A 14,122-nucleotide genomic window follows, 5' to 3' on the forward strand; every position below is an offset into this window, starting at 1 on the left:
CAATATTTTCGATAAGGTATTTGCAATAAGACCGCTTAAGATTAAGGCGTATTATCTTATTATAAGTGGTGGCGATTATAACAAAATTTGCTAACAGATTGAAAATATAGCATTAAACCATTCTGCTCTATCTATTATGGTACTGCATGGTTTTGTAATAAGCATAATTTCGCTAAATTTGCTAAAATAGCGATTTTTACTCATTAACGAATTACTCATTAACCAAAGATGCTCTTATGACCACTCACATTCCTCAATCACACACCTCTAACCCAGAATCAAACAGCGATAATATGAATAATAAACATCAAAACGCTGTGGTACTACTATCAGGCGGTCTTGATTCTGTCACTTGTTTGTACTGGGCCAAAGCGCGTTACGCCTCTGTGACCGCCGTTAGTTTTAATTATGGTCAACGCCATAATAGCGAGCTGGTCGCTGCTAAAAATATTGCAGAAACTGCGGAGGTTAGCCATCGCATTATCGATATCGACATTGCCCAACTCGGCGGCTCATCTTTGACCGATCACAGCATGATTGTGCCCGATGGGGATACCAATAAATTCCCTAATAAAAAGTATGATGAGATCGATAACGACACTATTCCAAATACCTATGTACCGGCACGTAATACCATATTTTTATCTTACGCTCTAGCCGTTGCTGAGGTGACTGATGCCAACCATATCGTTATTGGGGTGAGCTCCGTAGATTATTCAGGCTATCCTGATTGCCGACCTGAATATATTGATGCCTTTGAAAAAATGGCTAACCTGGCGACCAAAGCCGGGGTAACTGGTCATCATTTAGCTATTCAGACCCCTTTGCAGCATCTGTCTAAGGCCAAAACTATTGAGCTGGGACTGTCATTAGGAATAGATTATGGGCAAACGATTTCTTGCTATAAAGCGGATGCAAATGGGCGTGCTTGCGGAGTATGCGATAGCTGCGCTCTTCGTCGCCAAGGTTTTGCTCAGGCCGGAGTCGCTGACCCTACTCATTATCAGCTCGCTAAATAACGTTAAAAGTAAGAACTTTGTAATTATAATAAACAATATTAAATAAGTATCGAACGATAGAGATTTAAACATAAGCGTAACAATTGCTTGCATCAATACAGCATTAGCATGGTGTTTTTGCTGGCGATAATTGTTATCGTATTAAACTCTGTATTTATGATAATTAAGAGGACATCTATGAAGCTGTTGCAAATCCTACCTTTAGCACTAGTTGGTCTGGTTGCTATGCCGCAAGCTAATGCAGTTGACATCAAGCAAAGTAATATCAACCAGTGTATTGAAGGCGCGGTTAAATATAAAGTTGCTGATCGCAGTACCGCCTCTAAGCTCTGCAACTGTACCATTAATGTCCGTAGCAACATGACCATCGGACAGATGTGGGAAATTGAGAGTTATGCCCAAAACAAAAAGGACCCTTCAGGTCTGCCCTATGTTAAAAAGATGCAGAATGACTTGCAGCAATGCACAGTTGGATTAGATCTAAAACAGCCTCAAAAACCTTCTTAAATTTTTTCCAATTTAGTATGAGCTAGCACTGGACTAGAACCCAGTCTAAATCAATAATGCTATAGGACTGAAACTGAGGTGTTTTACTCGGCTAATATAGCCCAGTAATGTATCATTTAAGATACCAATAATTAAAGACTGACCATTGTCAGTCTTTTTTTGTTGTCAGCAGTTGCCAATAAAGAGCCAAAGTGTAAGACTAAGGAAGTCCTCCATTCAGAGAATAATATTCTCAACTAGATTTATCATAATGCTTTTTGTCATGTTTTTCGTCCTATATTGACTACTTAGAATAGACTTTCAATCAGCTTTAATCACTTTAAAATAATAAGGATATACTAATGGCTAAGCCAACTACTGAAACCACTCCTCTACCAGATTTTCCAGTCACTATCGTTCGTGAATTAGATGGTCACTTTATTCATGATGACATCAACTTAAAGGAGTTAATTGAGAATACCCGAAAAGGACTGATTCTCTATTTTTATCCTAAGGATAATACCCCGGGCTGCACTACCCAAGCGCTAGACTTTACCGAATACCTAAACACTTTTGATGATTTAGGCTACGACATCATTGGAGTCTCCCGCGACAGTGTTGAATCACACGAAAAATTTATTGCCAAACATGACTTACATATTCCCCTTATTAGCGATAGCGATGAAAAACTCTGCCAGTACTTTGAGGTAATTAAAGAAAAGAACATGTACGGCAAAAAAACGCTCGGCTTAGTACGCTCAACCTTCGTCTATGATAAAGACGGTACCCTTACTCACGCTCAGCGTAATCTAAGAGCCAAAGGTTATGCCGAACGCCTATTACAAACTTTAAAAGCATAGAGCAACTTATAGGGTTTATTGATCAAATCCTTATAATTATAATTTGTCAACGTTCTACAACAGGTATTGATTGCACTCTTCATTATAAACATTTACCCTACAATAGTATTGATATGTTTAGCTAAACTTATATAAAACCTAGCCATACACCCCTAGAAGTGGATAGTAGTTGCATAGATTTTGAATTAATTTAAAAACAATAGAGAATAAATAATATGAATGACTCGTCTAATAATGCTAATAGTAAAGTGACTCGCAAAGTTTCTGTCGCCGTCATTGGTGCTGGTACTGCAGGACAAAACGCCTTTCGTCAAGCCCTGAAGACCACCAAAAATATCGTTATTATCAATGAAGGCTATTGGACCACTACTTGTGTCGCTGTGGGCTGTATGCCAAGCAAGCTACTCATAGCCGCAGCTAACCGTGCTCACACCTCCAAATACTCTGAGGAGTTTGGTATTCATAGTGAGGTTAAGATAAATGGCAAACAAGTCATGGCTCGAGTACAAGCTGAGCGTAGCCATTTTGAGAGTTTTGTTGAAAAACAAGTGGAGAGCTGGCCTGCAGATAAGAAAATAGATGGACGCGCTTATATCAATAAAGAGGGTTTGATCGAAGTCAATGATGAGATTATTGAAGCTGATAAAATCATCGTAGCGACTGGTAGTACACCCTTTGTTCCTGATGGCTGGAGCGATAAGCTGGGTGAAACTTTGATTACTTCTGATAGCGTATTCGATTTGTCAGATTTACCTGACTCAATGGCAGTAGTCGGTACTGGCTCAGTAGGTTTGGAGCTTGCGCAAGCGTTTTCACGTTTAGGCGTTGGAGTAACTTCATTTAATCGTGAAAACAGGGTCGCAGGTCTCATTGACAATGATATTAACGCTAAAGCTATCGACTGCTTAAGTGGAGATCTGACCTTTAATTTAGGCAGCAAAATTACTGAAGTAGGCACTAAAGTAGATGAGAGCGATAAATTAGTCGCCTTTATTAAATATACTGATAAAGATGGCGAAGAGGGTCAATGGCAAGGCGACTATGTGCTAGCAGCTACTGGCCGCCGCAATACTATTAAATCACTGGGAGTTGAAAACTTAGGCGTTGAGCTCGATGACGACAACCGTCCAAAAAACCTAGACATAAATACCGGACAGATTGGCGACCTAGAGGTTTATGTCGTGGGTGACGCCAATGCGCATATTCCGCTATTACATGTCGCTAGTGATGAAGGCTTTAGTTCTGGCAGCATGGTATGTGATAAAAATACTGATGCCTATATTCGTCCACCGTCTGTCCCTTTCTCTATTGTATTTTCTGAGCCGCAAATCGTTAATGTGGGTAAAACGATACCCGAAATTGAGCAAGATCCAGAGCTTGAATATGTGATTGGTGAAGTCAGCTTCGATAACCAAGGACGTAGCCGAGTCATGGGAGTAAACTGTGGTTTGCTGCATATCTATGGCTGTAAAAAAACTGACAGTATCTTAGGCGCTAGTATGGTTGGTCCAGATGCTGAATATATTGGTCATATATTAGCAAACGCTATTACTAATAACATAACAGTAAAAAAGCTGCTTGATGCGCCTTTTTATCATCCTACTATTTTGGAAGGACTGCGCTCAGCGCTACGAGATGTCCAACATAAGATGTCGATACCCTATCAGTCTCATGATGCTCAAGAAGATAGCTTTTAGGCGATAGCTGAGCTACAATTTTACCAGAACGCTTTTTATAATAGCTTCGGTTAACCATCAGCTAACTACAGTCTGGTTGACCGAATTTTGTAGCACCTTCAGAACTAATTTGGCATGGACAAAACAATGGCAATCGCTGGGATTACTGATTTTTTTCAAGAAATCATTCAAGATTTATATACCAGCTTATATCTTGCTATTGGCGGCTCTGTAGAAGAAGAATCACGTGATTGGTCAGCTTTTGCTGTAGAGTTTGTGAGTACGAGTATCAAAATCCTAATATTGCTAGCGATACTAGGATTTTTTTATTGGATTGCTATTTATTTTATTAAGCACAATAAATCGCGAATGCGCCTTAACGAGCGGCGAGTCAATATTGCCCGCTCCATACTGCGTTATATTTGGATTGTCGCTAGCTTGATTGCGGTCATGAGTCAAATGAACTTTGAACCCAGCACAGTTAAAGCTACAGCCAAAGCGAGTACTTGGGCGGGTATCTATTATATATTATGGACCTCGTCAGGGCAGATTATCCATAGAGTATTACAACATTATGGACTAAATGCATCCATTGAACAGTTACTAAAAAACATTCTATCAGTACTAATTTGGGTGCTGGGCTTGGCCAGTGTTATGGCCCAGTTCGGTTTTGACATTGTATCGTTAGTAGCAGGTCTAGGTATCGTAGGTTTGGCCGTAGGTTTTGCAGCCCAATCGACATTGGCAAACTTTATCGCTGGTATCACCATTTTGCTTGAGCAGTCTTTTCAAGTCGGTGATTGGATCAATATGAATGATCAAGAAGGCCGCGTGGTGCTTATCTCTCTACGTACCACTCATATATTGACCCGCGACAATATTACCGTAATTATTCCTAATTCTAACATGGCCTCTTCTGAGGTTACTAACCTGACTTCTAAGAATTTTATCCGTTTCGATATTCGTATGCGCATAGCTTTTGAAGACGATATTGAAAAGGCACGTGAGCAGATACTACAGGTACTAACCGAAAATGAAGCGGTACTCAATCGTCCCGAATCTTCGGCCACCGTAGCTGAGATTGGTGAGTATGGCGTATTTTTTATCATCCGCTTTTGGGTCAAGCCAGCTTCAGTCGCTCGTATGCCTAAGATAAAAGAAAACTTGCAAGAAAGGATCAAACGAGCTTTTGATGCCGCCGACATCTCTACCCCTTACCCCCATATGCGCTTACTTATGCCCAAAGATGTAGATTATCCGATAGCTACTAAACCTTTTGCCACCACTACCCAGTTGTTGGCAGAAGATGGGCTCACAGAACCTTCTTTATCAAAAGAGGCCGCAGCAAAAAACCATACCTCAGATGTCTCCTTAACTAAAAAAGATAAATAAAGATTAGGGTCTATTAACCCTAAATACTGCTAACCTTAAGTAATGCTAACTTTAGCTGCTTTAAACCATAAAGCCCTAAATTATGGTAAAATTACCGGTTGAACATTCTATCTAATGACTCATTCAGCTATTGTTAGTTTCTTAACTCATGATGCATGACCGCCCACAGGTAACCGTATGACCGAACAGAATACCCCCGCATCTTTCACAGCCTCTTCGCCCGAGCTTGCGCTTGACCTTATTGTCACTTGTGCCGATGGCCTTGAAATTCCTTTACAAACTGAACTGACAAGCTTTGGTATTGTAAGTGCTATAAAAAGTACGGGACGTTTAACCGTTACTGGTAACTTACAAGACCTATATACTATCTGCCTATGGTCACGGGTAGCGTCACGGGTACTGATGCTGATTAAACGTAAGAATATCAACACCGAATACGATGTAGCCGAGCAGCTTTATGGCTTAGCTAAGTCAGTCAATTGGACTGAGCAGTTTAAGCTTGAGCAGACTTTTGCGATTCGCTTATCGGTGGATAAACGGGTGGCAGTCAGTCAGCAGTTTGCTATGCTACGTATCAAGGATGCAATCGCTGATACCTTTAATGAAGCTTACGATAGCCGTCCTAACGTCGACAGTAGAAATCCAGATTTTGCTATTTTTGCCACTGTTAATGATAAGCAAGCAGAGCTCTATTTAGATTTGTCTGGCACCAGCTTGCATCGCCGTGGCTATCGGGTAGCTATGACCGAAGCACCGCTCAAAGAGAATTTAGCTGCTGCCCTCCTCTATAGTGCTGGCTGGCATCAAAAAAATAACGATAGCACCCCTTTTTATAACGCTTTGATAGATCCTATGTGCGGTTCAGGCACCTTTATTATTGAAGCGCTATTGATGCATTGCGATTATGCAGTTGGTATCGATAAAGCCGCCAATCAGTTCGGCTTTTATGAGTGGCAGCATCACGATGAGCGCTTATGGCAGCAGATGATTGATGAGGCTCAAGACCGCTTTAGGGAAGCTTTAGCTATTGCTATTGAGCAGCCGGATACCTTGCCTCTGATATTAGGTTTTGATGCCGATAGTGGCGCTATTATCGCCACAGAGAAAAACTTGATCGCCGCCGGTCTACAGGATTTACTACCCTTATTAGATATTGAAACGCGTGCGCTTGATAAGTTGAGTAATAGACTACGTCCTATGGTAAAAGATGGCCGACTAAGCCATCCTTTAGTAATTACTAACCCGCCTTACGGTGAGCGTTTGGGCGATGAGGATTTTATTCGTCCGCTGTATCAAGCATTAGGACTTATCTTGCAGGATAGCTTTGCTGATAGTGGCATCCATCCTATGCTGGGCATCCTTGCCGCTCATGTCGAACAAGTAGATATCCTGCCGATCAGAGAGCCACAAACCCTGCGTTGTCATAACGGCGCAATTACCGTCTATTTCCGCTATGGTAAGCTCCTTTCTGGACAAAGTGGAAATCTGGTCAGCCGTTTTGAGAAGCGTGAGATTGAAGTAGAAGACGGCCAAGATTTTATCAATCGTCTGCAGAAGAATCTGACTCGGCTGAGAAAGCAAGCCAATAAAGAACAAGTCAGTAACCTGCGCGTCTATGATGCTGACTTGCCTGACTTTAAAGTCGCTGTTGATTTATACGGTGATTATGCTCATGTGCAAGAATACGCACCACCGAAAACCATTCCTCCGGAAACTGCCAAAAAGCGTTTTAATTTAGCGCTAATGGGCATTCGTGAAGTCCTTAACGTCAATCGTGAGCAAGTCTTTATCAAAACCCGCGCTCGTCAATCGGGCAATGAGCAATATACCAAACAAGCTCAGACGGATAAGCGTGGTAAATTCTATATCGCTCGAGAAGACGGTGCTTATTTTTACGTCAACTTTACCGATTATCTCGATACTGGGCTATTTATTGACCACCGTAATATGCGTATGCGCATCAAAGCCAATAGCAGTGGTAAGTCGGTATTGAATTTATTCGCTTATACTTGTACCGCCAGTGTTCATGCTGCCCTCGCTGGTGCCAAAAAAGTCACTAGCGTGGACTTATCACAGAATTATCTAGACTGGGGCAAGCAAAACTTTGTGTTAAATGGTTTGGATATCAACCAGCGTAAATACGAGTTTGTTGCTGCGGATATCTTTGAGTGGATTAAAAACAATACTGAACAGTTTGACGTTATCTTTATTGATCCGCCGACTTTTTCTAACTCCAAAAAGTTTCAAGGTACCTTCGATGTGCAACGTGACCATGCGGCGCTGATCAATCGAGCGATGAACCGCTTGACTGCTGATGGTGTGCTTTATTTCTCTAATAACTTTACACGTTTTGAGCTTGATGAGCAGTTAACCGAGCGTTATAACATTACCGACATTACTCATCAGACGATTGGTTTTGATTTTAATCCTAAAAAGCCGATTCATCAGAGTTTTGAGATTCGTCACCTTTAGAATGGTTTTATTAGCAAGCAGTAACATTAAGTCAGAAGCTAAATCTACCCAATCGGCTTTGATTGGGTTAAATTTTGTTGTTATGATAGAAAGCTGCTAATCGGTGTAAAAATCATAATCATAAAATACTTATAAACCCTATTCATAAACATAAAAGGAAAGCTCATGGCTTTATCACTCAATAAAGGCGGTAATTTATCGCTAACCAAAACTGACCCTAACTTAAATAAGCTACTCATTGGTCTAGGCTGGGACGAGCGGGCTACCTCTGGCGCTGAGTTCGATCTTGATGCTAGCGTCTTTTTGGTCAACAATGCCGGTAAAGTACGCGGCGATCACGATTTTATCTTCTACAATCAGCTCAAGTCTGACAATGGCGCAGTTGAGCATACTGGTGACAACCGTACTGGCGAAGGTGACGGCGATGATGAAGTCATCAAGGTGAATCTAACCCAAGTGCCAGCGGATATTGACAAAATTGTGGTTACGGTCACCATTCATGATGCCGCAGCTCGTGGCCAAAATTTTGGTCAAGTCGCCAACGCTTTTATTCGGGTAGTCAACGAAGAGACGGGTACAGAAGTGGTGCGTTTTGACTTAGCAGAAGACTATTCAGTCGAAACCGCTATGGTATTTGGTGAAGTTTATCGTCATAATAACGAATGGAAATTCCGCGCGGTCGGTCAAGGCTATTCAGGCGGTTTGCAAGCCATGTGTCACCAATATGGCGTTGATATTTGATAGCCCATACCTTATGCGTATTGAGTATTTAAAAATATTGAATGACGTTAAATAATGTATTGTTTAACGTCATTTTATTTGTCTGAACTATTTTTCTTAGATTTCTTCAATATAATATTTAAAATAAATTAACCATTGCAGTTTTATTTTCAGTCATACGTCACAATAATAAGTAAAATCATAAAAGTATTTGCAATTATTTTATAGAAAAAACCTTAATAATTCTTTATATTCCTTCTATGCTTATACCCAAAAAGTAGTGTTATTAGCTGCTTTTTATGGTTTAACCTCTATTCTTTATAGAAACAGACCAACTTTAGTTTTATGTAACCAGACAGGACATGTCATGAGACATTTTTATTTAGATTTTATCTTCACTGCCATTGCCTTAGCGGTAGCGGCTTGGTGGGGATATTCACATGGCGGTATGGGCGGGCTGATTGCCACGCTATCGATTACCGCTATTTTGGCCGTCATGGAAATCTCATTATCATTCGATAATGCGGTGGTCAACGCCTCGGTGCTTAAAGGCTGGGATGATTTTTGGAAAAAGATTTTCTTAACCGTTGGTATTTTAATCGCAGTATTCGGTATGCGTTTGGTGTTCCCTATCGTGATTGTCGCCGTTACCGCAGACTTAGGGATGATGCAGGTCATTGATTTAGCTTTGAATGATCCTAAAGAATACTCAGCAAGACTAATGGCTCATCATGCTGAGATCTCAGCATTTGGTGGTATGTTCTTGTTATTGGTTTTCTTAAACTTTATATTCGATGACAAAGATGTTCATTGGTTTAACTGGCTCGAGAGCCGCTTGGTGAAGCTAGGCAAAGTTGACGCTATGAGTGTATTTGTAGCACTCATTGTACTGATGATAGCGGTAACTTGGGCTAGTGCTGAGCAATCTTCAGCAGTATTAATGGCTGGTATTTGGGGCATTCTAATCTACTTAGGCGTACAAGTAGTATCCGGTATGCTTGAAGGTGATCTCGAAGAAGAACTAGAGAGTGACGGATCGGGTGCTGCTGCCACCAGCGCTATTATGAAGGGTGGTATCATTGGTTTCTTATACCTAGAAGTACTGGATGCCTCGTTCAGTTTTGATGGCGTAATTGGTGCCTTTGCTATTACTAATGACGTTATTGTCATTATGTTAGGTCTAGCGATTGGTGCGATGTTCGTCCGTTCTATGACCATCTTCTTGGTGGATAAAGGCACACTTGATGAGTTTGTCTATCTTGAGCACGGTGCGCATTATGCTATTGGAGCCCTAGCAGTGATTATGCTGTTATCTGTAAAATTCCATGTACCAGAGCTCATTACTGGTTTAATCGGTATCGCCTTTATCGGCTGGGCACTAATCGCCTCATTGCAGTATCGCAAACGCCATCCAAATGAAGTCACTGAGTTATAAAATAAGGTAATTTATATTTACTTACTTAGACCTTAGCTTTAATACTTACAGGCTATATCAAATAAATTGATATAGCCTGTTTTTTTAGAAAAATGCCTTTAACAGATTGATAAAGAGATGATTTTTTAGCCTTACTAACCTTTAGTAAAATAGTTAAAAAAGTATAAATTAATTCAGGTTAGTAAGTGAGTTAAATAAAAAAGTAAGCACACAAAATACGCCTTGCTTAGTAAGCAAACGCTTAGTATAGTAAAACTTAACCTATTTGATGGCGTATTGTAAGTGCTCACCTCTTTAATTTGAGTCTATATTTAGCTATTGCATAGGACATTTTTTATTTCATTAAATTCTAAAGATTAATTAAAAGGACAGTTATATGGCTATTAGCTTAACGAAAGGCGGCAACGTTAACTTATCAAAAGAAGCCCCAGGTCTTACCAACATTACCGTTGGTCTTGGCTGGGATCCACGTGCTACTGATGGCCAAGAGTTTGACTTGGATGCTATTGGCTTTTTGCTTGGGGAAAGTGGCAAAGTACGTAACGATCAAGACTTTATTTTCTTTAATAATTTAAAATCAGACAACGGCGCAGTTGAGCACACCGGTGATAACCGTACTGGCGAAGGCGATGGCGATGATGAAAAAATCAAAGTCAATCTAGCGAGCATTCCTGCTGATGTTAGCAAAGTCGCTTTATGCGCCATTATCTATGAAGGTCAAGCTCGTAACCAAAACTTTGGTCAAGTTGGTGACGCTTATATTCGTGTCGTTAATGACAATGGTAATAGCGAGATTGCTCGTTATGACTTGTCAGAAGACGGTAGTACTGAAACCGCTATGATCTTTGGTGAGCTTTATCGCCATAACAATGATTGGAAATTCCGCGCAGTAGGTCAAGGCTTCAGCGGTGGACTCGGTCCACTAGCAGCTTCTTATGGCGTAAATGTTTAATATTACCTGTCAATAAGATAGTCAATATTTGTCGGTGGCAGGGCTAAGTAAGCACCTGCTACCTTATGCTATTAAACAAGCTACCCATTACTATTTTTAAAGCACAAAAGTACATTTATCAAAAATATTACAGATTAAAGAATACAAGAATACAAGAATAAGGATTTACGCCCCATGGCAGCGACATTTAGCTTGATCGGCACTATTGAACCATTCTTACATTGTAACCTTAAAAAAGGCGATTCAATATATTGTGAAGCCAACGCCATGGTAATGATGGAGTCTAACCTTGAATTAAAAGGTAAGCTCCAAGGCGGTCTTATGCAGTCGCTTATGCGCCGCTTTGCTAATGATGAATCATTATTTCAACAGCAAATTGAGGCGGTCAATGGTGAAGGCGATTGCTTGCTTGCCCCTACCCTTGATGGCGATATGCAAATCATTGAGGTTGGTGCGCAGCAATATACTTTGAGCGATGGCGCCTTTGTCGCCGCTCAAACCGGTGTCGATATTAGGGCTAATATCCAGCGTAATTTAGGCGGTGCAGTATTCGGTGATACTGGCGGCTTTATGGTGATGCAGACCCAAGGCAAAGGTCAGGTTGTGGTATCAGGATTTGGCTCGCTATTTGAGATTGAAGTGACCCCGGATAAAGACGTCATTATCGATAATGGTCATGTGGTTTGTTGGGATTCCAATCTTGATTATAAGCTATCAGTTTCGACTAGCAAGAAAAAAGGCATCATGAGCAATATTATCAACTCAGTCACCAGTGGTGAGGGTATGGTATTAAACTTTTCTGGTAGTGGAAAAGTCATTATTTGCTCGCGCAATCGTGACAGCTATCAAGGCTGGCTCCAAAGCATCCTCGGCACCAGCTCTGGTGGTCGCGGCGGCGGTGGTGGATTTTTAGATAATATTTTATAAATATAGAATTATAACCATTCACTCATCAACAAGCCTTAAATGACTCGGGTCAGATAAACACTTACTCCTATATTGAATTTATAGAGATTATTCTTCACGAATTATAATAATTTACTCACAACCTCTACAAGGACTCTCTTATGGCAATCAATCTACAAAAGGGACAAAAGATCTCCCTAAATAAAGAAGCCGGTGGCACACTTACGCAAGTCAAACTAGGTCTAGGCTGGGATGTTGCGCAAGGTCCACAAGAAAAGAAGGGTGGCTTTTTAGGCAAACTGTTTGGTGGTGGTAGCGGCGGCGAATCTATCGATTTAGACGCCTCGTGCATTATGTTTGATGGCAATAAGCAGCCCGTCGATGCCATTTGGTTCAGCCAATTAAATTCAAAAGATGGCAGCATCGTCCATACGGGCGATAACCGTACTGGCGATGGTGATGGCGACGACGAAGTCATAAGGGTTAATTTAGCAAAAGTACCTGCTAATGTCGTCTCGCTGGTTTTTACCGTTAACAGCTTTACGGGACAAACTTTTGAGACCGTTGAAAATGCTTTTTGTCGTATCGTTAACGCCGATAATGATACTGAGGTGGCCCGCTACAATTTGTCAGCTCAAGGCGGCCATACCGCTATGATTATGGCAAAAGTCTATCGCCACAATGACGAGTGGAAAATGCATGCTATTGGTGAACCCGCCTCTGGTCGTACCTTTCACGACTTAATGCCTGCTATTACTCCGCATGCTTAATTGCTATTATTGAATATCTAAAAAGCCGACCGATGATAACATTGGGCGGCTTTTTCTTAGCTCTAAACGGGTATGCAATATACCCAAATAAAAACTTGCTATTTCCTACCTTTTTTCCAGCTAAAGCCCCAATTAAAGGCTTTATCCATCTCTTGATGACCTTTAAAATATTGGTTAATCCGCTCAACATTGATACTACCCTGCTGATTAACCAATCGTGCAATTGCACACATCGGTGAGCTGTTTGAACCTTCGGTCAAACGGGTCTCAATCGGTGGCTGCTCAGGCACATGTATGGTCACCACGCCATCAGTTTGCGCCCAGTTGGGTGCGCCCTCATAGATAAAAGCAAAGATAAATACCTCTTCTATCTGCGACCACTGCTGACCATTGATATCGAGCCACTCCCCGCCGCTCACTTGCCCCGTTCGATCATCAGCACGTAAGCAAACATAAGGCGGTGAAGACAGGCTACCAAAGCGATTGCCTAGTGCTTGTATTAAAGTTTTCTCGCCATTTTTTAGATGAATCATAGCGCCAACATCGAGATCAATACCACTGCTAGAGCCATGCTGCTTGAATAAATCGCCTAACAAGCCTTTTTTAGGTGCCGACTTGTTGGTATTGGGACGTTGGTTCCAGTTGAGATTAACAGAGATCTTACCGAAATCATCGCGTTTTTTCAGATTGATGCTCGATTGACTCTTAGTTAAAGTGACTTTACTTAAATTAATCGCAGGACTGGCTGGAATAGGCGGCGGCGTGCTGGATTGATTGGCGCTAACAGTGCCGCCCGCTTTTTGAGTATTAATAGGTCTTTGGGTATTAATCGGCTGCGCTTGGTTTTGGTTCTGGTTTTGGTTCTGGCTTTGAGCTTGAGCAGGTGCATCATCGGCAATCTCAACCCCAAAATGCTCAGATAAAGGCTTAAGCCCGCCTTCAAAGCCCTGATCGATAAAGCGAAACTTCCAGCTGCCCTGCCGACGATAACATTCCGCTAGGATAATGGCTTTTTCATTACGACCAGCGCTACTCACACGGCAAGTCAGTAGCACTTGACTGCCTTGTAATACTTGAATATCGACATCACCAATCTGCGCTAGAGTCTGATTGCTCGAAAATGCTAAAGCAATTTTATCAATATTCGCCGGCTGTGCAGGCAAGTTGATATCAAAGAAACCATCGCTGTCATGACCACGAAAGCTCACGCTACCATCATCACTACGCGTCTGCCCATAAAATATCATATCGCCATCGCCGCGTACTTTTCCAGCTGTGGTTAGACGATAAGCAGCGCAATCAATAGCATTTTGGCTTAAAATTCGCACGCTAATATTTTCATTAGGTAGTGGCGCATTGGCACCGGCGATTAATGTTTGACTCATGGATTATCCTTTAGGTTATTTATCGTATTGTCATTTGATTGCCCTATAG

The 14,122-nt window shown here is 41.4% G+C and carries 12 protein-coding genes; 11 read left to right on the forward strand and 1 reads right to left on the reverse strand.

From position 1 onward, the window contains the following. Positions 1–293 precede the first annotated feature (293 nt). From queC to JMX18_RS05710, 11 genes are all read left to right on the forward strand, one after another. On the forward strand, positions 294–1,019 hold the full coding sequence (queC, locus tag JMX18_RS05660; protein ID WP_201588242.1) for a 7-cyano-7-deazaguanine synthase QueC: 726 nt from the start codon (positions 294–296) through the stop codon (positions 1,017–1,019). A gap of 177 nt (positions 1,020–1,196) precedes the next feature. Continuing rightward, positions 1,197–1,526 carry a hypothetical protein gene (locus JMX18_RS05665; RefSeq protein WP_201585535.1) on the forward strand — a complete coding sequence of 110 codons (330 nt, stop codon included), beginning with the start codon at positions 1,197–1,199 and terminating at the stop codon, positions 1,524–1,526. Between the two features lie 341 nt (positions 1,527–1,867). Then, a complete protein-coding gene (locus JMX18_RS05670) occupies positions 1,868–2,365 on the forward strand; it encodes a peroxiredoxin (protein WP_201585543.1) in 498 nt (165 codons plus the stop codon). A gap of 215 nt (positions 2,366–2,580) precedes the next feature. Beyond that, on the forward strand, positions 2,581–4,062 hold the full coding sequence (locus tag JMX18_RS05675) for a dihydrolipoyl dehydrogenase (RefSeq protein WP_201585545.1): 1,482 nt from the start codon (positions 2,581–2,583) through the stop codon (positions 4,060–4,062). Between the two features lie 126 nt (positions 4,063–4,188). Continuing rightward, entirely contained in the window at positions 4,189–5,433 is a 1,245-nt protein-coding gene (locus JMX18_RS05680) for a mechanosensitive ion channel family protein (RefSeq protein WP_227674574.1), read from the forward strand. Between the two features lie 177 nt (positions 5,434–5,610). Next, the gene (gene rlmKL / locus JMX18_RS05685; RefSeq protein ID WP_201585556.1) at positions 5,611–7,905 is read left to right on the forward strand and encodes a bifunctional 23S rRNA (guanine(2069)-N(7))-methyltransferase RlmK/23S rRNA (guanine(2445)-N(2))-methyltransferase RlmL; all 2,295 of its coding nucleotides are present in this window, start codon (positions 5,611–5,613) and stop codon (positions 7,903–7,905) included. 165 nt (positions 7,906–8,070) lie between these two features. After that, positions 8,071–8,646 carry a TerD family protein gene (locus JMX18_RS05690; protein WP_201585563.1) on the forward strand — a complete coding sequence of 192 codons (576 nt, stop codon included), beginning with the start codon at positions 8,071–8,073 and terminating at the stop codon, positions 8,644–8,646. A 346-nt stretch (positions 8,647–8,992) separates the two neighbouring features. Continuing rightward, positions 8,993–10,060, forward strand: coding sequence for a DUF475 domain-containing protein (locus JMX18_RS05695; protein ID WP_201585565.1), 1,068 nt, complete (start codon positions 8,993–8,995; stop codon positions 10,058–10,060). 376 nt (positions 10,061–10,436) lie between these two features. Further along, positions 10,437–11,012: a TerD family protein gene (locus JMX18_RS05700; RefSeq protein ID WP_201585567.1), complete on the forward strand. Its 576-nt coding sequence runs from the start codon at positions 10,437–10,439 to the stop codon at positions 11,010–11,012. 174 nt (positions 11,013–11,186) lie between these two features. Further along, complete coding sequence (locus JMX18_RS05705; protein ID WP_201585569.1) at positions 11,187–11,939, forward strand: TIGR00266 family protein; 753 nt, start codon at positions 11,187–11,189, stop codon at positions 11,937–11,939. A gap of 140 nt (positions 11,940–12,079) precedes the next feature. Further along, positions 12,080–12,688 carry a TerD family protein gene (locus JMX18_RS05710; RefSeq protein ID WP_201585571.1) on the forward strand — a complete coding sequence of 203 codons (609 nt, stop codon included), beginning with the start codon at positions 12,080–12,082 and terminating at the stop codon, positions 12,686–12,688. A 98-nt stretch (positions 12,689–12,786) separates the two neighbouring features. Here JMX18_RS05710 and JMX18_RS05715 read toward each other — a convergent pair whose 3' ends face one another. Next, complete coding sequence (locus tag JMX18_RS05715; protein ID WP_201585579.1) at positions 12,787–14,073, reverse strand: TerD family protein; 1,287 nt, start codon at positions 14,071–14,073, stop codon at positions 12,787–12,789. Positions 14,074–14,122: the final 49 nt, after the last annotated feature.

It is taken from the genome of Psychrobacter jeotgali, assembly GCF_904846315.1.
Lineage (GTDB): Bacteria > Pseudomonadota > Gammaproteobacteria > Pseudomonadales > Moraxellaceae > Psychrobacter > Psychrobacter jeotgali.